Origin of the sequence: Uniformispora flossi (assembly GCF_049534875.1) — a bacterium.
GTDB lineage: Bacteria > Actinomycetota > Actinomycetes > Streptomycetales > Streptomycetaceae > Yinghuangia > Yinghuangia aomiensis.
This window is the reverse complement of sequence record NZ_JBMULZ010000002.1, coordinates 14,315-35,718: the sequence shown is the minus strand read 5'-3', so window position 1 is coordinate 35,718 and position 21,404 is coordinate 14,315. Positions and strand designations below refer to the sequence as shown.

Annotated in this window: 24 protein-coding genes and 1 pseudogene; 16 read left to right on the top strand and 9 right to left on the bottom strand. The window is 70.1% G+C overall.

Annotated features, from left to right (window positions below; all coding sequences use genetic code 11):
• Nucleotides 1-41: 41 nt before the first annotated feature.
• From ACPA54_RS04395 to ACPA54_RS04385, 3 genes are all read right to left on the bottom strand, one after another.
• Nucleotides 42-287, bottom strand: a complete 246-nt coding sequence (locus ACPA54_RS04395; protein WP_345677604.1) for a hypothetical protein — start codon at nt 285-287, stop codon at nt 42-44.
• Nucleotides 284-562, bottom strand: a complete 279-nt coding sequence (locus ACPA54_RS04390; protein WP_345677605.1) for a hypothetical protein — start codon at nt 560-562, stop codon at nt 284-286. Before ACPA54_RS04390 ends, ACPA54_RS04395 begins: the two co-directional genes overlap by 4 nt.
• A gap of 155 nt (nt 563-717) precedes the next feature.
• The gene (locus ACPA54_RS04385; protein WP_423526960.1) at nt 718-1,704 is read right to left on the bottom strand and encodes a helix-turn-helix domain-containing protein; all 987 of its coding nucleotides are present in this window, start codon (nt 1,702-1,704) and stop codon (nt 718-720) included.
• Between the two features lie 160 nt (nt 1,705-1,864).
• Between ACPA54_RS04385 and ACPA54_RS04380 the strand changes: the two genes are divergently transcribed.
• From ACPA54_RS04380 to ACPA54_RS04355, 6 genes are all read left to right on the top strand, one after another.
• Nucleotides 1,865-3,097, top strand: a complete 1,233-nt coding sequence (locus ACPA54_RS04380) for an LLM class flavin-dependent oxidoreductase (protein ID WP_423526958.1) — start codon at nt 1,865-1,867, stop codon at nt 3,095-3,097.
• The gene (locus ACPA54_RS04375) at nt 3,094-3,891 is read left to right on the top strand and encodes an SDR family NAD(P)-dependent oxidoreductase (RefSeq protein ID WP_423526956.1); all 798 of its coding nucleotides are present in this window, start codon (nt 3,094-3,096) and stop codon (nt 3,889-3,891) included. Before ACPA54_RS04380 ends, ACPA54_RS04375 begins: the two co-directional genes overlap by 4 nt.
• Before the next feature lie 5 nt (nt 3,892-3,896).
• A complete protein-coding gene (locus ACPA54_RS04370) occupies nt 3,897-4,943 on the top strand; it encodes an alcohol dehydrogenase catalytic domain-containing protein (protein WP_423526955.1) in 1,047 nt (348 codons plus the stop codon).
• Between the two features lie 206 nt (nt 4,944-5,149).
• The gene (locus ACPA54_RS04365; RefSeq protein WP_423526953.1) at nt 5,150-6,040 is read left to right on the top strand and encodes an ATP-grasp domain-containing protein; all 891 of its coding nucleotides are present in this window, start codon (nt 5,150-5,152) and stop codon (nt 6,038-6,040) included.
• A gap of 92 nt (nt 6,041-6,132) precedes the next feature.
• Nucleotides 6,133-6,369, top strand: coding sequence for a GNAT family N-acetyltransferase (locus ACPA54_RS04360; protein WP_423526952.1), 237 nt, complete (start codon nt 6,133-6,135; stop codon nt 6,367-6,369).
• A 345-nt stretch (nt 6,370-6,714) separates the two neighbouring features.
• Entirely contained in the window at nt 6,715-7,071 is a 357-nt protein-coding gene (locus tag ACPA54_RS04355) for a hypothetical protein (RefSeq protein ID WP_423526951.1), read from the top strand.
• A 419-nt stretch (nt 7,072-7,490) separates the two neighbouring features.
• On the opposite strand, the gene ACPA54_RS04350 is transcribed toward ACPA54_RS04355, so the two are convergent.
• Nucleotides 7,491-7,961 (bottom strand): MarR family winged helix-turn-helix transcriptional regulator, encoded by a 471-nt coding sequence (locus ACPA54_RS04350; RefSeq protein WP_423526949.1) that lies wholly within the window; start codon nt 7,959-7,961, stop codon nt 7,491-7,493.
• Nucleotides 7,962-8,080: 119 nt separating this feature from the next.
• Here ACPA54_RS04350 and ACPA54_RS04345 point away from each other — a divergent pair, with 119 nt between their 5' ends.
• The 3 genes from ACPA54_RS04345 (at nt 8,081) to ACPA54_RS04335 (ending at nt 9,971) form a co-directional block, all read left to right on the top strand.
• Entirely contained in the window at nt 8,081-8,533 is a 453-nt protein-coding gene (locus tag ACPA54_RS04345; RefSeq protein ID WP_423526947.1) for a DUF6069 family protein, read from the top strand.
• A complete protein-coding gene (locus ACPA54_RS04340) occupies nt 8,530-8,970 on the top strand; it encodes a nitroreductase family deazaflavin-dependent oxidoreductase (protein WP_423526945.1) in 441 nt (146 codons plus the stop codon). Before ACPA54_RS04345 ends, ACPA54_RS04340 begins: the two co-directional genes overlap by 4 nt.
• A gap of 449 nt (nt 8,971-9,419) precedes the next feature.
• Nucleotides 9,420-9,971, top strand: coding sequence for a hypothetical protein (locus tag ACPA54_RS04335; protein ID WP_423526943.1), 552 nt, complete (start codon nt 9,420-9,422; stop codon nt 9,969-9,971).
• A gap of 305 nt (nt 9,972-10,276) precedes the next feature.
• Here ACPA54_RS04335 and ACPA54_RS04330 read toward each other — a convergent pair whose 3' ends face one another.
• Nucleotides 10,277-10,849 (bottom strand): hypothetical protein, encoded by a 573-nt coding sequence (locus ACPA54_RS04330; RefSeq protein WP_423526942.1) that lies wholly within the window; start codon nt 10,847-10,849, stop codon nt 10,277-10,279.
• Nucleotides 10,850-11,181: 332 nt separating this feature from the next.
• Between ACPA54_RS04330 and ACPA54_RS04325 the strand changes: the two are divergent.
• Nucleotides 11,182-11,427, top strand: a pseudogene (locus tag ACPA54_RS04325) (GNAT family N-acetyltransferase); the annotation flags it as partial.
• A gap of 8 nt (nt 11,428-11,435) precedes the next feature.
• Here ACPA54_RS04325 and ACPA54_RS04320 read toward each other — a convergent pair.
• The 3 genes from ACPA54_RS04320 to ACPA54_RS04310 form a co-directional block, all read right to left on the bottom strand.
• Entirely contained in the window at nt 11,436-11,738 is a 303-nt protein-coding gene (locus ACPA54_RS04320; RefSeq protein ID WP_423526940.1) for a DUF6193 family natural product biosynthesis protein, read from the bottom strand.
• Nucleotides 11,739-11,968: 230 nt separating this feature from the next.
• Entirely contained in the window at nt 11,969-12,169 is a 201-nt protein-coding gene (locus ACPA54_RS04315) for a hypothetical protein (protein ID WP_423526938.1), read from the bottom strand.
• 1 nt (nt 12,170) lies between these two features.
• Nucleotides 12,171-13,193 (bottom strand): alpha/beta hydrolase, encoded by a 1,023-nt coding sequence (locus tag ACPA54_RS04310; protein ID WP_423526936.1) that lies wholly within the window; start codon nt 13,191-13,193, stop codon nt 12,171-12,173.
• A gap of 496 nt (nt 13,194-13,689) precedes the next feature.
• On the opposite strand from ACPA54_RS04310, the gene ACPA54_RS04305 reads away from it, so the two are divergent.
• The 5 genes from ACPA54_RS04305 (at nt 13,690) to ACPA54_RS04285 (ending at nt 19,432) form a co-directional block, all read left to right on the top strand.
• Nucleotides 13,690-14,361, top strand: a complete 672-nt coding sequence (locus ACPA54_RS04305; protein ID WP_423526934.1) for a hypothetical protein — start codon at nt 13,690-13,692, stop codon at nt 14,359-14,361.
• A 605-nt stretch (nt 14,362-14,966) separates the two neighbouring features.
• The gene (locus ACPA54_RS04300; RefSeq protein ID WP_423526932.1) at nt 14,967-15,911 is read left to right on the top strand and encodes a helix-turn-helix domain-containing protein; all 945 of its coding nucleotides are present in this window, start codon (nt 14,967-14,969) and stop codon (nt 15,909-15,911) included.
• Nucleotides 15,912-16,001: 90 nt separating this feature from the next.
• Nucleotides 16,002-17,375, top strand: coding sequence for a protein-L-isoaspartate O-methyltransferase family protein (locus tag ACPA54_RS04295; protein WP_423526930.1), 1,374 nt, complete (start codon nt 16,002-16,004; stop codon nt 17,373-17,375).
• A 195-nt stretch (nt 17,376-17,570) separates the two neighbouring features.
• Nucleotides 17,571-18,068, top strand: a complete 498-nt coding sequence (locus tag ACPA54_RS04290) for a hypothetical protein (protein WP_423526929.1) — start codon at nt 17,571-17,573, stop codon at nt 18,066-18,068.
• Nucleotides 18,069-18,205: 137 nt separating this feature from the next.
• Nucleotides 18,206-19,432 (top strand): hypothetical protein, encoded by a 1,227-nt coding sequence (locus tag ACPA54_RS04285; RefSeq protein WP_423526927.1) that lies wholly within the window; start codon nt 18,206-18,208, stop codon nt 19,430-19,432.
• A 514-nt stretch (nt 19,433-19,946) separates the two neighbouring features.
• Here ACPA54_RS04285 and ACPA54_RS04280 read toward each other — a convergent pair.
• Nucleotides 19,947-20,849, bottom strand: coding sequence for a LysR family transcriptional regulator (locus ACPA54_RS04280; protein ID WP_423526925.1), 903 nt, complete (start codon nt 20,847-20,849; stop codon nt 19,947-19,949).
• Between the two features lie 185 nt (nt 20,850-21,034).
• On the opposite strand from ACPA54_RS04280, the gene ACPA54_RS04275 reads away from it, so the two are divergent.
• Nucleotides 21,035-21,328, top strand: coding sequence for a DUF1330 domain-containing protein (locus ACPA54_RS04275; protein WP_423526923.1), 294 nt, complete (start codon nt 21,035-21,037; stop codon nt 21,326-21,328).
• Nucleotides 21,329-21,404: the final 76 nt, after the last annotated feature.

The following is a 21,404-nucleotide window of genomic DNA, read 5'->3' as shown; positions in this document are numbered from 1 at the left end:
CCGCCCGCACGGTGGTCGGGCGATATGCGCATGCGGCCGGGCTAGGGCGCCGGGATGACCCGGACGACGGTGACCACCAGGACGCCCTCGGCGATGTAGTAGACGGCCAGGCAGTCGGCGACGAGCGCTTCGCGGTAGTCGTGTTCTTTTATGGCACGGGAGTTGGCACCGTACGGGTCGTCGGCGAGGTCGGTCATGCCGCGGTCGAAGTGGCGGCGGCGGTCGGCGGGGAGAACGGCGAGAGCGGAGCGGGCTTCGTTGGAGAACTCGATCCGGAAGCGGCTCATGGGGCCGCCGAGGCGTCGCCGTCCACATCGAGGTAGGTCACTCCGGCGAACTCCCCCGCTTTGATACGCGCGACGATCTCGTCGTCTTCCTCCCGGGCTTCGGGCGGGTAGCTCCAGCGGAACGCGATGAGCGGCACGTCCATGATGGGTGCGGCGCCGATCTCCCGGTCGAATTCGGCACGTTGCTCTGCGGGGAGGGAAGCCCGGATATCGTCGATGGTGCCGGGGAATTCGACCCGTCTGCCGCGCACGGTGGTGCGCAGGGCGTGCTCCATGGAGCGGCTCCTTTCAGCGGAGCTTTCACGCTACCCCGAGAGGGCGACAGCCCGGGGTGGAACCCCAAATCCGGTCAACCATCGCAAGAAACCCGACAAGGTCGGGCAGAGGCGGGCCGTGATTCGGTCCGTGGCCGCGCGGGTCTCCACCGGTCTCAGCCGGTTGCGGGCGGCGGAGCGTCGGGTTCGTGTCCGTGCAGCGCGGCGGTGACCTCGTCGGCGGCGGCGCGGACGCGTTCGCCGAGGGCGGTGACGTCGCGGCCGGTGAGCGGGTCGGGGTGGTCGATGAGGCACAGGGCGACGGCGACCTGGCCGTCCGGGTCGAAGACGGGCGCGTTGACGGACGACACCCGGTACACCGTGTCGGGTTCGACCTTGGCGGGCAGCGCGTCGGAGGGGTCGAAGGTGCTGCCGATGTCGGCGATGGCGCGGCGGAGGGCGGCCGCGTGGCCGGTGGAGTCCCAGTCTCCGGTGCCGAGTTCGATTTCCAGGTCGGCGACGAGGCTGTCGAGGCGGTCGCGCATGCGGCTCTCGGTTTCCACGACCCAGCCGCGGGCGCGGATGCCGGCGAGCGCGGGTTCGAGGGCGGTGCGGGCGGCGGAGACGGCCGGTGAGTCGGCGCCGGGGGTGGTCGGCTCGGTGTCGAGCCGGGCAAGCCAGGTGTCGACGGCGTGCGGCCCGCCCCAGGCCACGGTGACGGAGCCGAGCGGGGGGCGGGGGCGGACGCGGTCGCCGAGCCGCATGCCGAGGGTGGTGCCGGTACCGCGGGTGCGGACGAGTTCGCCGACGCGCAGGTCGTCCTCGCCGGCCGCGTCGCCGCCGGGGACGAGCGCGAGGACGCCGAGTCCGGTGTCGGCGGCGAGGCGCCGCATGACCGGGCGCGCGAGTTCGAGGGCGGGGTCGCCTTCGGCGGCGGCGCGGCCCGCGGCGACCAAGGCGGGGCCGAGGCGGTAGGTGCGGCGGACGGGGTGGCGCAGCAGCCAGCCCGCGCGGGTGAGGGTGGTGAGCATGGGGTGCACCGTCGCCTTGCCGACGCCGAGGCCGCGGGCGATCTCGGCCAGGCTGAAGTCGTCGGCGGGGCGGGCGGCGAGCAGGTCGACCAGGGCGATGAGGCGGTCGGTCTGCGGGGAGGGTCGGCTCATGGTGGGCGGCAGCGTAGCGCATCCGCCCCACCTGTTCGCATAGTGCGACTCTTGATTCGCGTATCGCGTCCTGTCAAGGTGACGGCACGTCGGAGCACGATCGGTTCGGCGGTGTTCGCACAACGTCGCCCGGTGGGGTGACAGAACGTCAGGAGGCCGCGTGTCGGCGTACGAAATTGCCGGGCAGGTCGTTGCGGGTGAGCGGTGGCCGCTGAAGTTCGGGGTCTTCCTCGCCCCCTTCCACAAGGCCGGCCGCAACCCCACGCTGATGCTGGAGCAGGACTTGCGGCTGCTCGAGCACCTGGACGGGCTCGGCTACGACGAGGCGTGGGTCGGCGAGCACCACTCGGGTGGGTGGGAGATCGTCGCCTCTCCGGAGCTGTTCATCGCGTCGGCGGCGGCACGCACCAAGCACCTGCGTCTGGGCACGGGCGTGGTGTCCCTGCCGTACCACCACCCGCTGCACGTGGCGGACCGCATGGTGCTGCTGGACCACCTGACGCGCGGCCGCGTGATGCTGGGTGTGGGTCCGGGCCAGTTGGCGTCGGACGCGCACATGCTGGGCATCGACACGGCGCGGCAGCGGGAAATGATGGAGGAGTCGCTGGCGGCGATCGACGCGCTGCTGGCGGGTCGCGAGCCGGTGAGCCGGAAGACGGACTGGTTCACGCTGCAGGACGCGCAGTTGCAGCTGCGGCCGTTCCAGGACCCGTCGTTCGAGATCGCGGTGGCGGCGACGTTCTCGCCGGCCGGGCCGCGGACCGCGGGACGGTTCGGGGCGGGTCTGCTGTCGATCGCGGCGAGCCAGGAGGGCGGTTTCGACGCGCTGGGGTCGCACTGGGGTGTCGCGAACGAGGTGGCGGCGCAGTACGGCCAGTCGATGGACCGGCGCAAGTGGCGGCTGATGGGCATGATGCACATCGCCGAGACCGAGGAGCAGGCGCGCCGCGAGGTGGCGTACGGGCTGCGGGACATCCAGGATTACCAGGCGAAGGTGCTGCCGATCCCCTACGACGCTTCGGCGACGTTGGACCAGCGGATCGACCACGGCAACGCGTCGGGTTCGTTCATCTGCGGGACGCCGGAGATGGCGGTGGCGCAGATCGAGCGGCTGTGGCAGAAGTCCGGCGGCTTCGGCACGTACCTGTTCATGGGTGCGGACTTCGCGGACCCGGAGGCGACGAAGCGGTCGTACGAGCTGATCGCCCGCGAGGTGATTCCGCACTTCACCGGCCAGTCGGCGGGTCCGCTCGGGTCGCAGGACTGGCAGGTCGGCTTGTCGGAGCGGTGGCGCGACCAGACGGCGCAGGCGCTCGGCAAGGCGGTCAAGGACTATGCGGCGGACAAGGCCGCGGCGTCGCTCGGTTCGGGCACGGACGGAGCGTCGGCGTGACCGGGGGCCGGGTGGCGGGCAAGGTCGCGCTGGTCACCGGCGCGGGTGCCGGGATCGGGCGTGCGGTGGCGCAGCGGCTGGTTGCCGAGGGCGCGCGGGTGGTGCTCGGCGACATCGACGAGAAGGCGTTGCACGCCGTGCTCGACGAGCTGGGCCCGGAGGCCGCGGCGGGCCGGCGTTGCGACGTGACCGACGAGGCGGACGTCGAGGCGCTGGTGGCGTTGGCCGTCGAGCGTTTCGGCGGCTTGGACATCGCGGTGGCGAATGCGGGCGGCGGTGGGTCGTCTGAGTTGGTCGCGCACGACTATGCGCAGTGGCGGCGGATCGTCGACCTGTGTCTGAACGGCGTGTTCCTGACGGTGAAGCATGCCGGCCGGGTGATGACGGAACGCGGCGGCGGGTCGATCGTGAACATGGCGAGCCTGAACGCGGTGCAGGCGGGGCGCGGGATGGCCGCGTACTGCTCGGCGAAGGCCGGTGTGGTGGCGTTGACCGAGGTGGCGGCGCTGGAGATGGGCCGGCACGGGGTGCGGGTCAATGCGGTGGCGCCGGGTCTGGTGCGTACGCAGGCGACCGGTCCGATGTGGCAACTCCCGGGCGTGGTCGAGGAGTACGTGGAGAACGCGCCGTTGGGCCGGTTCGCGGAGCCGGAGGAGATCGCGAGCGTGGTGTTGTTCCTGGCGTCCGACGAGGCCGGGTTCGTGTCGGGGAGTCTGTACGGCGTGGACGGCGGTGCCCGGACGGGCCGCTACCCGGATCTGATCGGCGCGTTCGAGCGTTTGGGACGGGAGTGACGAGCATGCGTGCTGCGGTGTTGTACGAGGCGCGGGATCTGCGGATCGAGGATGTTCCGGAGCCGTCGCCGGGTCCCGGCGAGGTGCTGGTGCGGCCCCGGTTCGCCGGGCTGTGCGGTTCGGACCTGCATTTCTGGGAGGGCGGGTTGCGGGGGGTGGTGCAGGATCCGCTGATCCTGGGCCACGAGTTCTCCGCGGAGGTCGTCGAGGTCGGTCCGGGTGTGGACGATCCGGCGATCCGGCCGGGCGCGTTGGCGTCGGTCGAGCCGATGTGGACGTGCGGGCAGTGCGCGCCGTGTCGTCGGGGGACGTACAACTTCTGCCGGAACATGGTGTGGCACGGCTTGTCGCCGAAGGGCGGCGGGATGTCCGCGCTGACGGTGGTGCGGGGGTCGATGGTGCATGTGCTGCCGGAGTCGCTGACGGCGGTGCAGGGTGCGCTGGTCGAGCCGATTTCGGTGGCGCATCACGCGGTGTCGAAGGCGCAGGTTCCGGCGGGTGGCAGTGCGCTGGTGCTGGGCGCGGGGCCGATCGGTATCGCGGTGTTCCTGGATCTGCGGGCGCGTGGTGTGGAGCGGATCGTGGTGTCGGAGCCGTCGCCGGACCGGCGGGCGGCGATCGCGCATCTGGCGACGCTCACGGGCGGCGGCGCGGACCTGGTGCTCGACCCGGCGGCGGTGGACGTGCCGGCGGCGGTGCGGGAGCTGACGGGCGGCGAGGGCGTGGACGCGTCGATCGACGCGGCGGGCGTCGAGCCGGCGTTCCATGCGGCGATCGCGGCGACCCGGCCGGGCGGTCGTGCGGTGACGGTCGCGGTGTATATGAAGCCGGTGACGTTCCACCCGATGGCGGCATTTCTGGGCGGGGTCGACATCGTCGCAAGTTGCGCGTATTGCAACGACTTTCCGGCGGTCATCGATGGGTTGGTGAACGGTTCGTACCCGCTCGACGGCTGGGTCCGACCGATCCCGCTGGAGGGTGTCGCGGCGGGTTTCGCGGCGTTGGAGCGGGGCACAGAACTCAAGCTGCTGGTCGACGTCCAGGGCCCCTGACACCCCGGACGCCGCGGCCCCGAGCGGCGACGCGCGCCGACGGCCGGGATCACTCCCCCGTGCCCGGTCGTCGGCCCCCGCTTTTTGCGGTGTCTCCCGTCCGAGACGGCGCCCTTTGGGTGCCGTCTCGTCCGCCTTCCGGCGGCGTTCCGCGTGCTCGGCGGGGCGGCGGCGGATTGATCGGATCATCCGGATATCGTGACCGCATGTCCGCTCAGAACTCCGCCGTCACCGCCCGCGTCGCACTTGTCACGTGCGCCGAGCTGCCCCGCCTGGACGAGGACGAGTCGGTCCCCATCGCCCCGCTCGCCGCCCGCGGCATCGCGGCCGAGCCTGCGGTGTGGAACGACCGGTCGGTGGACTGGGACGCGTACGACCTGGCGATCATCCGGTCGACGTGGGACTACACCGACCACCACGCGGAGTTCGTGGCGTGGGCGGAGACCGTGCCGCGGCTGGCGAACCCGGCCGACGTGGTGCGGTGGAACAGCGACAAGACGTACCTGCGGGACCTGACCGCGGCCGGTGTCCCGGTCGTGCCGACGATCTGGATCGAACCCGACAGCACCCTCACCCTGCCGAATGAGGGCCGCTACGTCGTCAAGCCGGCGATAAGCCTGGGCTCGCGCAACACCGGCCTGTACGACATGGCGGACGCCGCCCAGCGCGCCCTCGCCGCGGGCCTCGCGACGCAGATCCTCGCCGAGGGTCGCACGGTGATGGTGCAGCCGTACCTCGAGGCTGTGGACACAGCGGGTGAAACTGCGGTGCTCTTTTTCGGCGGCCACTACAGTCATGCCATCCGCAAGGGCGCGCTCTTGGACGGCCCGGCCGACGAGGTCGGCCTGTACAAGGTCGAGGACATCCGCCCGCGCACCGCCTCCGACAGCGAACTCCACGCCGCCCAGCTGGCGTTGGCCGCTGTCCCCGGCGGTGCCGAGCGGCTCTTGTACGCCCGCGTGGACCTGATCCCGGGACCGGACGGCCACCCGGTGCTGCTGGAACTGGAACTGACGGAGCCGTCGCTGTTCCTGCGCTACGACGAGGGCGCGGCGGAGCGGTTCGCGGATGCTGTGGTGGCGTATCTGAAGCGGTAGGGGCAGGGCGCCCGACGCGGATATTCCGTGGTTGCGGCGGCTGTGGGCGGTGAAGATCGCGGAGTGCATATCTTCCTGGAGACGAGCGGCTCGTGCTTCGCGCTTTCACCGAAGCGGACGTGGAGCGTCTCGTCGCACTGGACGGCGACGCCGACGTCATGCGCTTCATCAGCGGTGGTCGGCCGACGAGCCGCGAGGTGATCCGGGCACGGACCTTGCCCAGGTTCCTGCACGTCCATCGGTGCACCGGGACCCGCGGCTACTGGGCCGCGCTGGAGAAGACCACCGGGCGTTCCTCGGCTGGTTCGAGTTCCGGCCCCTGGTGTTAGGCGTCCTTCTGCGTGCCCATGAACGTGGGGTTCGCGTCAGTCTGGGTGAACATGAACGTTCGTGTGGTGGCGCAGGACTCGGTTGCTTCGTGTGCGACGCCGTCGTGCACACGAACGCGGTCGGGAGACGCTGGGTGCTGGTGGTGGGCGCGGACGTGCTGGCGGTGGAACGGGTGATGCGTCGGGGCGGCTTGGAGTGTCCGGGGTGTGGGGATGCACTGGCGCCGTGGGGGGTACGGTCGGCCGCGTTGGGTGCGCGGGGTGATAGGTGCACAGCTGGCGTTGAGGCCGCGTCGTACGAGGTGCTCGGGGTGCCGGGCCACCCACGTACGGCTGCCTGAGTGGGTGCTGCCGCGCCGGGCGGACGCGGTGGCGGTGATCGGTGGGCTGGAGATAGCGGCCGTGGGCATGGGGCACCGGCGGATCGCCGCTGCGCTGGGCCGGGCGGAGGGGACGGTCCGCGGCTGGGTACGCAGAGTCGTGGTGCGCGCGGAAGCGCTGCGGTCGCTGTTCACGACGGTGCTGGTGTCCGTGGCGGAGGATCCGGTGCCCCCGGTGGGAACGGTCGGTGCGTCGCTGGCGGATGCGGTTGTGGCGGTGCTGGCCGCGGCGGAGGCCGTTGCGGGGCGGTTCGCGCTGCGGGCCTCGCCGTGGGAGGTGGCCTGTCGTGTCGCCCGCGGCACGTTGTCGGCACCGCGATGAGGACGGTTCGGCTCAGTCCCCGGCTGGCTTTGACCGCGAGGAGTGAGACGGTTTGTTCGCCAATTCTGGGATCGATCGCGGCATCGCCCGTGCCCTGAAATTCACGAGGAGCAGGAACACCCGTCTGCAGGTCCGTCCACTGGCTATGTCCGCGACTCGCGTGAAGGCGTTCGTCCGCGAGTCTGGAAGACGGTTGAGTCGTGATCGTGGGGCGGAGGCTCGCGAGTTCTGAAGGCGCCGGGGCTCCGGTGATGGCGCCGTCTGAGTCTCCGGTCCTCATCACTCCGACGGCCGACCTCGGAACATGGGATCGCCGGTCGTCGGGCGGGGCCGCCACCGCCCCGCAGACGATCGATGGAACAGCGGGTACCGATGGGCCGTGCCTGTCTTCTCCTGTCTTTGCTGTTCGGGTTGGCGCGTCAGCGGTGCCGGCTGGGGTAGGCCGGAGCCGGATGGACCTGCGGGCTGTCCAGGATGCGCGCCAAGAGGTCGCGCAGGGTGTGCTGGTCGGTTGCGGGCATGGCGAAGAACGTCTTGGTGAACACGTGTGTGCGTGCGTGCAGCTCGGCGAGTTTCTCCTGGCCCGCGTCGGTGAGGACGACGTGCTTGACCCGGCGGTCACCCGGCGCGGGCGCACGGATCACCAACCCCCGGCGTTCCAGGCCGTCGACGATGCCGGTGACGTTCGAGGGCTCGCAGGAGAGCCATTCGGCCAACTGTCGCATCGGAGCGGGGTGCGTCAGCTTGGTGAGCACGAGGGCCTGAGCCGGCGGCAGGTCGAGTTCCGCCGCGGCGGCGTTGAACTGGGCGCGAAGCCGGCCGGTGACCTCGAAGACCAGCGTGCTCAGGTCGGCTACGACCGGATCCGCCTCGTCGCCGCATTCGCTCATGGCCACAGCCTACGACATGGTTCAGCTGCTCGATGATTGACCTCCTTAATCAATGACGTATGCTCCTGCCGGACAGGATGGTTCAGCAGCTGAACTATCCATGATCTCAAGGAGCCGCCATGACGCCGACCACGGACACCCGCCCGACAGCGGGCAGCCTGAGAGATGTGCACCGGGCCCGGGGCCTCGCAGTCGTAGGTGCGGTCTCGGCGTCACTCGCGGTGTGGGCGGTCGGAGATCCCCTGCTCGGATGTGACCTGGTCGTCCGGCAGAAGGGGCAGACCCGGGATCTCGGGGCCGCGGCCATGGGGATCTTTGCGTTGGTACCCGCACTGCTCGGATGGGCGCTGCTCGCCGGACTGGAACGGATGACCGCGCTGGCGGGACGGATCTGGACGGCCGCCGCCGTGGTGCTGCTGGCCGTGTCCCTCGTGCCGGTATTTGCGGTCGAGGCCGGCGTCGGCACGAAGACCGTGCTCGCGCTCGCGCACGTGGCCGTCGGCGCCGTGCTGATCCCCGTCTTCCGGAAGACCGCCGGAACCCGTCTGCGTCTGCTCGGGGGTGAGCGATGACCGCCTTCGACGACGAAGTGTTCGACAGCCCGACTCCATGGGTGACGGAGCACATTCGCGCCTACCTGGACACCGGCGGAACGAACGGCCACCTCTACCAAGGCTGGCCGACTCTCCTTCTCACCACGCGCGGGCGCCGCTCCGGGAAATTGCGCCGCACCGCTCTCATCTACGGCCGCGACGACGAACGCTACGTGCTGGTGGCATCCAACGGAGGCGCCGCGCAACACCCCGCCTGGTACCTCAACCTGGCGAAGCATCCCCAGGCCGACGTTCAAATCGGCGCGGAGACCTTCACCGTGCGAGCGCGCACCGCCACCGCACAGGAAACACCACTGCTCTGGCGGCGAATGGCCGCCATCTTCCCGATGTACGACACCTACCAAGCCCAGTCGGTCCGCCGCATCCCCGTCGTGATCCTCAACAAGGAACCTTGATGACACCAGCCGCCGCCCGACCGTCCGGCAACTCACCCCGTGCTTGCTCACGATCGTGCGCGTCGACAGCCCCCGCACAGTGGTCACGCCGGATCGCCACGCACAACGCGGCCTTCGACTCACGCGACATCGGCACCTACCCCACACGAAGAGCACGTCGATGCTCACACCGCAACCACCCGACCGTCTTCAAAGCCCGTGAACATCACCCGCCGGCGAATCCTGGCGACACCCGAACCGGTGTACCGGCGCCTTCACTTCTCAGACTCTGGCTCAAGTTCTGTGGTGCTCGGACGCCGAGCGCAACAAGGCCTTCCTGCCGCAGGCCTGTTGGGGCTGGAACTAGGCTCGGTCCGGAGGAATGGCGCGTCGGCGGCTTGCGCGTTTGCCCTCGCAGAACCTGCTTGTAGGCATACGAGGACTAGGTAGGTGAGCGCCCGGTGTGCAACGTGAATCATCAGCACGCGGCGGTCGCCGCGATCGCGGAACTCGTCACGGCGCACCCGCACCTGGCGGAGGACTACTCGGTGGACCCTGTGCTGGCGGGTGTCGAGGACGTGGAGTGGTCGACGATCCCCGGATGCCCCGCCGGCCTCCCGGCCGTGCTGCGCGGACTGATGCACCCCGACACGGCGCGGTCGGCCGAGCGTGTGCTGGGCCGGGTAGTCATGGCGGGGCCGATGAAGATCAGCTCGGTGATGCCCGCTGTGGTGCCATTCCTGTTGCGCCTGGCGGCCGATCCCCGGGTGCCGTGTCGGGGAGAACTGTTCGGTCTGGTGCTGGCGGCTGCTGCACTCTCCGAGCCGACCGACCCCGCGAACGCCTGGGATGTGGCCGTCAGCGGTCCCGAAGACGAGCACCCTGAACGCGCGCTGTGCCGCGCGGCGTTCGCCGCCAACGCCACATGGGTGGCGCAGTTGCTCGCCGACGAGGAACTGCTGACCGAGAACCCGCTGCGCGACGACGAGCGCGCTTGCCTTCTCCGAGCCGCCGGGCTCTGACACGCAGTCCCGGGACTCGACTCGCGCACTCCACAGAACTTGAGCCAGAACCACTTCTCATGAACAACGCCAGTCCACCGTGGACGGCAGCGGTGTCGGCTTACACGTACCTCGCAGGAGCCGTACGGAGAGACGCGAGACCTGCCGACCCGAGCACCAGCATCCGCTCCCCCCATGCACTGGCGTGCCCCCGCGCTCTGATGTCCACGCCGTGTGTCCATGGGCGCCCGGGGGCTGGGGGCCGGGGCCGCGTCCGGCGCGGTCCAGCCCTCGGCGGAGGGCTGCTTGTCCGGCGGCCGGACGTGCTAGTCGACGCACATGACGAAGGCCATGGCCCTGCCGTACTTCATACCGGCCGCCCAGGTGTTGGAGTGCCCGACCACGGGGGTGTTGGTCTGGATCTCGTCCATGTTCTGGCCGACGCCGTTGGTGACCGGGATCGAGGCGTAGCCCCCGCCGATCATGTTCTGGCCGTCCGGGCACGTCGCGGTGACCGCGTTGCCGTTCTCGGACCAGTCGGAGTGGATGACCGTCGGCGTCGGGGCACCCTCGACGCACATGGCGAACGCCGCCGACTGGCCCATCAGTTGCTTGACCGACCAGGAGTTGGGGGTTGTGCTGCTGGGGGTGTTGCCCTGGATGAAGTCAACGACTTGGCCGAGGCCGTTGGCGTAGGGATTGACCTGGTAGCCACCGCCGACCAGCCCCGTGCCGGTGGGGCAGGTCGCTGTGGCCACTTCGCCCGGCGCGGACCAGCCGGTTGCCACGACGATGGGGGCTTCGGATGCGGCGGCCGCCGGCGTGGGAACGGCGGTGCACAGCGCAGCGGTGAGCCCGACAGCGGACACGACAGGCAGCAGGCGCCGGAACACAGACAAGGATCCTCCTGGAACTCGGGAGCACAGGTCACCAACCATCCTGTCGCCAGGCCATGCGGCAACCCTCCGACGCGGCCGCACACTTCGCGCCCGGCACCCCGAGACCACCCTGTTGGAGCATTGGCTACCCCCGTGGGACACCCATGCCGGGGCAGCAGAAGGCGCCCTCCCGGCTACGCAAGGGGTCAACTGATCCCAGAACTCATGAACATCACCACTGGCGGCTCCCGGCGCGCACCGGAAGACCCGTCGAGGTGCTCTCACTTCTCATGAACAAATCCACCCCGGCCGGGACCGGCGACCGGTGGCGTTCCCCATCGTCGAGCACGGATCACAAGGCCGCCTGGGGCCGCGGATACGCCACGGAGGGATCCCGCGCCCTGATCCGCAAGGGCTTCGCGGACCTCGGCGTGGAACGCGTGACGGCGAACACCATGGCGGTCAACGCGGGCTCTCGGCGCGTCATGGAGAAGGCGGGCCTGTCGTTCCTCCGGAGCTTCACCGGCGACTGGCCCGACGCCATCCCCGGTTCCGAACACGGCGAAGTGGAGTACGAACTCACCCGGGCCGCGTGTGAACGGTTCCGTCAGGAGCCGGCCTGCGCACTGAGGCCGGACGCGCCCTCCACGTGCAGCAGCCGCACCATGCATGCGAGCGCCGCCGCCGGGTCTGCGGTCTCCAGCACCGTGTTTCGGAGACCCCACGGGTGCGCCATCACGACAAAGCCTTGACGCGACGCAGCGATCGCCGGGAACGCTTCGTGGGCGTAATCGCGGAAGTCCCCAGTCGCCGAGACATGCAACTGGTTCATGCTCGTCCATGGAAACAGGATGCGCAGCACCGGCTCCTGGGCTGCCAGCCGCAGCAATTCCCCCAGCGCGGAGCTCACCCAGTCCCCAGGTGGATACGGTGGCCGCCAGGCGTCAAGCATGACTTGCCACTCCCGGTCGCGCTCACCATCCCGAGCGGATATCGCCATCAGCCGACCATGGATCCGGCCCTCGCTCGCCGTCAATGCCCAGGGCTGCGCTCGCGGGCGGCAGTCGGGCAGCCCGGCGACAGCGACGGCGTTGCCCAGGCTGCTGGCAGGGCCCACCGGTTGTCCACAGCCGGACGGGTTCAGTCGCCGCCGGGTGCGTCGTCCGATGGCAGCATCCGGTACATGACCAGCACCGCGCTTCCCAGCGCCACCACACCCAACCCGAGCGACGCGATCTGCTCGGCCGTCTCCACGTCACCCCACCGGCCCAGAGCCGCGAACACCACTGCGGCGACCAGGCACAGCCCGGCCGCGATCCCGAGGCGGACGTTACGCGGCATCTCAGCCCTGCTCCGCAACCGCGTCGGCGGTCGACTCGGGTGCGGCCGGCTCATGCGGCGCGGGCTCGGCCGGCTGCGGTTCCTGCGGCGCGTACTTGGCCGGCTCGGTCGCCATCGCCGTGCGGAGTTCCTGCGCGATCTCGTCCAGCGCCGCACCGCAATGCCGTTCCACCGGAGCGAAGCTCGCGAACCCATGGAACAGCCGGTCGAAGCGCCGTGCTTTCACATCGACGCCGGCCTCGCGCAGGCGTTCGGCGTACGCCTCCCCTTCGTCGCGCAGCGGGTCGAACCCTCCCGTCGCGATGTACGTCGGCGGAAGCCCGGCGACGTCCGGGTCCCGCATTACCGAAAGCCGCGGGTCGTCGGCATGCGGCAGCAGCGACGCGATGAGCCCTTCGGGACCCGTCCACGTGTCGGTGTCGATGACGAAGCCCTTTCCGTACGCCGCCCGCGAGGGGTAGTCCCCCAGAACGTCGGTTGCCGGGTAGATCAGCAGAGTCCACGCCGGTCGCGCGGCGCCGGTGCGCAAGGAGGCGTGGGCGACGGCCGCGGCCAGGTTGCCGCCGGCGCTGTCCCCGCCGACGGCTATGCGCCCCGGGACCGCGCCGAACCGCGACGGATCCGCACACACGTGCCGGAAGACCGCCGCGGCGTCGTCGAACTGGGCCGGGAACGCGTCCTCGGGCGCCAGCCGGTACTCGGCCGACAGCACCCGCACTCCCGACCGCGCGGCCAGGAACCGGCACACCGGCTCGTGGCTGTCGATGCCGCCGAGCACCCATCCGCCGCCGTGGAAGAACACCAGGAGCGGTCCGGGCGCCGGCGACGCGGCAGGCTCGTACAGGCGGGCCCGCAGCGGGCCGGCCGCGCCGGGAACCGTGTAGTCGGAGATCCGCAGGTCACGTCCCTCGCGCCCGGCAAGGATCGGTCCGCCGCGTCCGCTGTCGGTCCGGAGCCGTTCCAGCTGCGCGAGCCCGGTCGGCATCTGGTTGCGGATCAGCCGCATGACCGCGCGGCTCGACACCGGAATTTCGTGCCGGCCGTCGGCCGACCGGATCGGCGGTCCGGCGAGCGGACGCAGCAGCGGACCGGGAAGTGCAAAGACCCCACGCAGAAACGCCGACGCAACTCGCGCGCCGCGATCACCGAGCCGAGGTGCGGCCACGACAGCCTCCGCAAGACAGGCCTGACACAGCGTCAGAACAAGTGGAGGGAACGCTATCGGACCGCATACGCCAGGGTCACGGCCGCGGTGACCCGATCGGCTGCTCGATTCGCCGCCGGTGTGTCGAAGCGCGCTGCGGCGCTCTGGACGCGCGCCCGCGCAGCAGTGACCGCCTCTCGCCGATGGACCCTTCTCGTCCCGCACCGCCGAGCCCCGCAGACACCGCGGGGAAATCACCCGCCGACGGGGTCGCGTGCTGCGGCGGCGGCAAACGGAACCGCAGCCGGGCGCGACAGGAGGTGCAGTCGACAGTGAGTCGCTGGACCTCGATGGCCGCCCACGGCAACGTGGCGCGGTGAGTGACGTGCGCCCGTTGGCCTTGCAGTGGTCGGACGTCGACCCCGGCCGCCATCCGTTCACGCTGGACTGGAACGCGGCCGTCGAGCTGGCGAAGCTGGTCGCACCGTTGCTGCCCACCGCCGAGGTCGCGGCGGAGTCCCGCGGCAGGTCCCTGGACGCCGTGACCCGGCTGCTCGTGGAGCGCTGCGGGCGGTGGTCCTGCGGGTGGAACTGGTCGGTCGGTGAGGGCGACCTCGACGGCGGAGTCGTCGAGGCGTGGTGCTGTGCGTCCGATTCGGTGACGACGGCGGACGCGACCGCGCCGCGGGTGGTCGCGGCCTTGCAGGAATGGCGGCGCTGGCTCGAGGAATTGGCGGAACGCTTCGCGACCTTGGGACCCCCGGAGGACATGCCGGAATCCGCGGTGGCCCCCTGGTACTGGGAGCGTGCCTGCACTCGTCTGGTGGCCGTCGTCGCCGACCGGACACGCGCCCAGAGCGGCTGGTACGGGCACTGCATGCAGGTGCTCGCCTGGTTCCTGGCCTACCACGGCATGAACGAGGAACGTGCGAAGCGGATCGTGGCCGATGCCGTCGGGGGCCGGTTCGACAGCTGGACCGCGCCCGATGCCGTGCTCGTCGAGGAGGTGAACGCGCGCTTTGCCGCGGTGGCGGGCGGAAGCGTGTGACCTGCGGGCGAAGGGGCGGAATTGCGTGCGGAAACGCCTCGGCTGCGACACCGGGCGCCGTCAAACACGTAGCTGATCGGCTGATCGGCCGATCGGAGCGCCCGTGACCTTCCGGATCACGTCACGCGATCACGTCACGCGCCTGGTCCGGTCCCGTGAGCCACGTGGCGAGGGACCCTCGTCTGCGTTGGCCACCGCGATTCCCTCGGTCGAGCACAACTCGGCGAGCATGGCTACCAGCCGGTCCTCGAAGTCAGCCACGCAACCCCGTCGTTTCCCCTTGAACACGTCGGCCATGAACGTAGCGTTGCGGCCGGACACCCGACGCCCTGGTTGCGCGGACGTTGCCTTGACTCCCCACCGACGAGCCGGAATACCGCACGCCATGAACAGGTGATCTCCGCCGGTCCCGGACGCGCCAGTGTGCGGGCTCGACCGCGGTGCGGCATGGCGGGCGACCCAGTGGGTGGACGACCTCTACGGCCTCGTTGCCCCGCCCGGACTGCTCGGCATCCCGATCGATGCAGCGCGCTTGTCCGGGCACTGCCAGTCCTGGGATCAGCAGGCCCAGGATGGGATCCCGCCGGGCGTCGATACTGCTGGACGTGGAACGACGCACCGATCTCGGAGAATTTCTGCGCGGCAGGCGGGCGGCTTTGCAGCCGGGCGATGTCGGCCTGTCCGGCGCGGGCCCGCGACGGGTGCCGGGACTGCGCCGGGAGGAGCTGGCAGCGCTGGCCGGGATCAGTGCCGGGTACTACGCGAGCCTGGAACAAGGCCGCCACACTCGGGTTTCCACGGAGGTCCTCGACGATCTCGCGCAGGCGCTGCAGTTGGACCGGCAGGAGCGTGCGCTGCTGGGTGATCTCGCCGACGCCGCGGGCGGTGCGACGGTGGTGGAGCGCGGTGGTGGGGCCGGGGCTGCCGGTGCGGCGCCGACGCGTTCGCCGCGCGGGCGTAGGCTGCAGGCGGCCCGGGAGCCGGTGCGGCCGGGGCTGAGGCGGCTTGTGGACTCCCTCGACGGGTCGCCCGCGGTGTTGCTGGGCCGCCATGGGGATGTGCTGGCGTGGAATCCGCTCGCGGCCGCGTTGTTTTCTCGTCTGGGGCGGGTGGCTGCGGAGCGGCGGAACGCGGCGCTGCTGATGTTCCGCGACCACGAGATGCGAGCGTTGTTCGGGGCACATTGGGAGTGTGCCGCGCGAACCGTCCTGGCTGCGTTCCGGGCCTGTGCCCTGCGGGATCCCGAGGATCCGCGGCTGGCGTCGATTGTCGGGGAACTCTCGCTCAACAGCACCGAGTTCCGTACTTGGTGGGCTGAGCCGTCGGTGCGGGCAGCGGCGTTCGGGGCGCACACGTACCACCATCCGGTGGTCGGCGAACTGACCTTGGCGTACGAGGCGTTCAGCCCGCCGCAAGACCGGGGGCTGCTCCTCGTCGTGCTCACCGCCGAGGCGGGAACGCCGTCGGCCGACGCACTCCAGTTGCTCGGGATCGTCGACGCCCGGCGCGCCGAGGACGGCGTATGCCCGCAGCCGTTCGACGGCCGCTGAAATCACTCATCACGTCGGCGCACCCCCGCTCCGCATTTCGGTACAGACGAGCCGCTAGTACACGCAAGCGGATTCGGGTACAAGTCGACCGTGAGCCAGGACAGCGCCAGGGATTCGCATGCTCCGCAGGACGCGACCGCGGGGACATCCGCCGACAACCGAAGCGGCAGAAGCGCCGCGGGTGGTGGGGAGGCCGGTTGCGGCGGGGAGCCAGGGGACGGGGAGTCGACCGACGACGCCTCTCCGTGCGGGGGCGTCGCCGCGGACGAGGCCGGCGGCGGAGCCGGGGTCTCCCCCGGCGACGCGGCCCGTCATCGGCGCCGCCTCGTCGCCGCGCTGCGCCGCGACGGCTTGGTCCGCTCGGCCGCGGTGGCCGCGGCGTTCGACGCGGTGCCCCGGGAGCTGTTCGCGCCGTCGGGCACGCCGGTGGATGCCGCGTATGCCGATCGCGTCGCCGTCCTTGCCGCGGACGCGGCCGGAGTGCCGACGAGCACGCTCAGCCAGCCGTCGATCGTCGCCATCATGCTCGAGCAACTCGATGTGCGCCCCGGCCACCGTGTCCTGGAGATCGGCACGGGCAGCGGATACAACACCGCGCTGCTCGCCGAACTCGCCGGTGCGGGGGGCCGTGTCACGTCCGTCGAACTCGATCCGGGGTTGGTCGCGTCCGCGGCCGCGCGGCTCGCGGAACTGGGGCCGGGCGATGGTACGCCGATGGATCTGCGGCGCGGGGATGGCTGGCGCGGCTCGGCGGACGGCGCCCCCTACGACCGGATTCACGCCACCGTCGGTGTCGACGACATCGCGCCCACGTGGCGGACCCAGCTGGCGGACGGAGGGTTGCTCGTCGCCCCGCTGTGGCTGCGGCCGGGTCTGGAGCTGTCGGTGGCGCTGCGCCGCGACGGCTCGGTCCTGCGCAGTGTGTCCGTCGCGCGCTGCGGTTTCCTCCAGTTGCGTGGCCCGCATGCGGCCGGGCCGCATGCGCGACCGTTGAGTGCCGGCGCGACCGGCCTGTGGGTGGTCGGCGAGGCGTTGTCGGGGGCGGACACCGAGACGATCGGTCTCCTGGCGGGTCGGAAGGGGATGGCCGCGGGGCCGGTCCCGGATTTGACGGACCGCCGCTGGTGGGCGCTGACGCTGTCCGAGCCGCGCACGGTCCTGTTCACGGACGCACACGGCGCGCCCGCCGCGTGGGGTGCGTACGACGCCGGACGAGCCGGTTTGGTCATCGCCATCGACGGCTGGTTGACGTCCCACGGGGACCCGGGCGTCGCGGACGACGTCATGTCGCGGCTCGCCGACTGTCCCGACGTCGACCCGACCGGCCTGGAGATCTCCGCCTATCCCACGGGCAGCCCGCTCCCCCGTCGGCCGTCGCGTGGGGCGACGTGGCGGATCATCCGGCGGGATCACACGTATCGGATCCACTGGAACCCCGACCGGGCTTCGGGACGTGACCGGTAACAGAGCATTTCATCCTGGCCGGGGCGTTCCGCGATTTCTGTATCGGTGGGTGCGTTGGGTCTCTGGAGCGCCGGCCCGAATCGGGTCGCGCAGAACGCCGAAGCGTTCCGCGCCGACTTGTGCAAGGCCTTCTCCGTCAGCAAGGCGGTCGCCGCCACCGAGTGCAGCACGTGCGCCTACCGAGGCGCGGGCGATATGGACGGCATGGCCTGGCGGTTGCCGCGAGGAGCGATCCCGGGCGAGGACGAGCAAGTGCGTCACCCCGACGAACTGCTCGACATCTTCGAGGAAGACGGCGTGGGTACCGCGCTGTGGTTCGCCTTCGCCGACTACGACAAGCCCGGCAACCGCGGCACCGCCTCCCACGGCGTCGTCGCCTGCTGGACGCGACCCGCTGGGAACCAAAAGGGTCTTCGACGCCGTGAGCGCCGGAAATCAACGCTCGAACGGCCGCCGCGGCCGCCCCGCCCGATGCCGACGATGCCGCTCCGAGCAGCTGGGGTGTGTCTGGCGGCACGACGACGCGTCGTGAGTGTGCTGCGTGCCAGCACTGGGCCCGCCGCGAGGTCGCCGCAGTCTGCCGTGGCCGCGTCAGTTGTCAGCATCCGTTGCGACCCGAACGCGCGGAAGTTCGGCGATGGCGAACGCGTCGACGGCATGAGCCACGTCCACGCCGCGCTCGCTCTTGCCTGAGGACGCGTCAACGTCCTGGGGACCCGATCGGGCCGGGGCGTCGTCCCGAATATTGTGCGGTCCCATGCTGTCTGTCAGGATCGGCACTCGACGCTTGTCCTTCCTGATGCCGTCGACTATGAGGAGGCGAGACCGTCATGGACGCGGACGCGGAAATATTCTTCGACTCGTTCGTCAACTCCAAGGCCGCGGAAATAGAACTGTCCTTTCTGTCCCAGGTGGTCGATCTCGATTATTTGGCCGCGAACCTGCCGGATATCTCTTCGATGTTCGCCGCGGGAGCCCGCGAGGCGTGGGTCGCCCGCATGGAAACTCTTCGCGAATACATGCATGCGGAGCATGGAAAATCCGAGAGCGCCGCACGCCGATGGGTTGCCGGGAATATCCATGCGAACTACGCGACGGATCACCGGGACATGCCGTCAGTCTATGTTTCGATGATTTCGGAACTCGCCGCAGAGTCCAGGAAGGCAAGATCGGAGCTCCTCCCGGAACCGGCTGCGGGCGGCACGCTCGCCCCGGCACCGTCCGCAACTTACGCCGGCGTTGTTTGGGACACTCTGTTTCAGCACGAGTACAGCGCGAACGCCGAGGGAAATGGTTTGATTTCCCTCGGAAGTTCGGAACTGCTCAAGCATCCCAGGGTAACGCAATGGGTGCGGGATTCGCTGGACGCGACGGTGACGCTGGCCAAAGAATCTGCCCGCGGGAACGCATCTTTGCGCAAAGTGGCAGAATTGTTCCTCGCGGGAAGCTCCATCCATGCGGGCGAGACGCTCGCGAAATTTGAGAGACAACGCGATCCGGAGTTGTCCGAACGAGTGGAGACACTCGCCGAAACAGAGTTGTCCCGGAACAGCGTCGGCCGAGAATTCTTGGACGTTATTTCCGAACACATGGTCCGAATCGTGTCCGATCGGGCACCGTCGGCCCTGGAGAAGGAAATAGAAAAAACTCCCGGGACTCGCCCGCTGACCCAGAATACGAAGGCAGCGGCCCACCAGGAGAAGGAGCGGCAGAAGGCTGAGCGTGAGAGGAATCAAAGGGAATTTCCTGCCAGCAGGCTCGAGTCGCGTCTCATGCCCCGATGGTTCCAACGCGTCGCGCAAATCCCGAAACCGACGCCGGGACGCCTCGGTCCCATCAACAGTTCCCAGGCGCCCAGCCGACCGGCAACTCCGCCGGGCAGGACGGCCGCCGGGCCTGGCACCGACTCCCGGTCGGTGGCGGCGGTCGGTTTTATGAAGCTGGAGCGCTCCCAAATGCTGTCCCGGAGCGACGGATGGGCGGCCGGGACTCAGGTCAACAGCAAGCAGGTCGACTTGGCCGTAAGCCCCGAGGTCGTCCGGGAGTTGCGCAAGTAGCGGCAGGAGCCCCTGGACGAACGCCCTGCCCCGAGCCCGTCACGACCGGCATCCGACCCTGCCAACCCCACGCACCGTCGATCGCCTGCCGAACCGGAAGAACGCTCGACGACTGCTGCGCCGCCACGGCCCGACCGAGCTCCGGATGCGGCGGGGCGGGACCACCACGTCGACGGAACCGTGGCTTCACCGGGGATGGGGCGGCTGTGGTGCATGTGGGCGGTTCGTTGATCCAGTTCGAAGTCGCTTTCCCGGCAACGCTGCTGGATGGTGTCGACGGTTTGAGTCCGGCGATGCGCTTGCCGGCGTCGATGCCTGGTCGCGGGCATGGACGTTGTCTTGATGCTCTGGCGGCCCAGGACGCAGGCGCTCCTGACCGATATCCAAGGGTCTGTTGGTACTGCCGCTCGGGAGGCACCTCGAAAGACCGCCGTCGTCGCCCTCGCCGCGAAGTCGGCCGGCGAACGTCCGCGGCTCCACCTCGGCAAACGTCCGCCTCTTGACCTCTTGCGCGTCAGTCCGGCAGCCAGTTCAGCTCGTGCGCCAAGGTTTTGGCGACGGCACGGATGCGGCGGTGCAGTGGTGACTGCTCGCGTGGAAGGACCAGGTGGATCGTCAGGCTGGGCGCGCCCCGCAGCGGTCGCCACGTGAGACCGGCCGGTTGTGAAGTGGCTGCGGCTTCTCCGGCCGGGGCGAGGGTGACCCCGTCGCGCAGGTCGTGCTGGGACATGTCGAAGGAGACTGCGGGCGTGTGGAATCGGGGGTGTGGTCGCACGTCTCGGAACAGTGCGGCCATCTGATCGTGGATCACGGGGTTGGCCGCACGGTACGGGAGTCGGAGCGGATACGCGGCCGCGTCGGCGATCTCGATCTCCGGGTCATCGGCCAGCGGATGGTGCTGCGCCAACTGGACCCCGATCCGCTGACGCCGCAGCAGGAACCGGCGCACGCCGCGGCCCGGCTGTTCACCGCGGGTGATACCGGCATCGATGCGGCCGTCGGCAACCGCGGGGGAGATCTCCGGTGTCGCCATCGGGACCGCGCCGACCTCGAGTCCACTGTGGCCGCTGATCAGCCTGTCCACCAAGGCCGGTGCCGTCTCGGCCCCGGTGCTGAGGCTGTATCCGATGCGGAGCGTGCCCAGTTCGCCGGCGGCCGCACTCCGAGCGGTGTCCCATGCCCGGTCCAGCGCCGCCAGCGCGGGTGGCGCGGACTCCGCCAACGCCGCACCGGCCGTGGTCAATACGACGCTGCGGGTGTTGCGGACCAGCAGGGGCGTACCGAGTTCCGCCTCCAACCGGCGCATCCGGGCGCTGAGTGCGGGCTGGGCGATGCCGATCCGGGCGGCCGCGCGGGTGAAGTTCAACTCCTGTGCCAGTACCAGGAAGTACCGCAGGCTCACGGTATCCGGCGCCACGCGCCCCCCTGCCGATTGCTAACGATCGGTTCTGAGTCTATCCCGCACCGGTCTTTCCCTCGGCCGCACATCGAGCCCTAGCCTGCGCATATGCCGATTCGACCGACGGCAGTACGTCGGCGGGATCGATCGATCCGAGTGTCCATTCGAAGCCGGGTGTGTCCGGCCGCACGCAGGAGGTTTTCATGGCCAAGGGCTACTGGGTCAGTGTCTACCCCGTCATCTCCGACCCTGAGGCGCTGACCGACTACAACGCGCTGGCGGGTCCGGCTGTCCGGGCTGGGGGCGGGCGCGTCCTGTCCAGTTTCGGTCGCGTCATCGGCCACGAGGCCGGGATCTCCGAACGTGTCGTTCTGGTCGAGTTCGACAGCTTTGAACAGGCCGCGGCGGCGTACGAGAGCGAGGCGTACCAGAAGTCGCTGGTGGCCCTGCCCAACGGCTTCGAGCGCGACTTCCGCATCGTCGAAGGCATCGGCTGAACTGGCAGGCCCAGCCAGGCGGGTCTGCCGCTCGATCACCTCGGCAGGGCCCGCTTCCGTCGCCCGGGCGGGCACG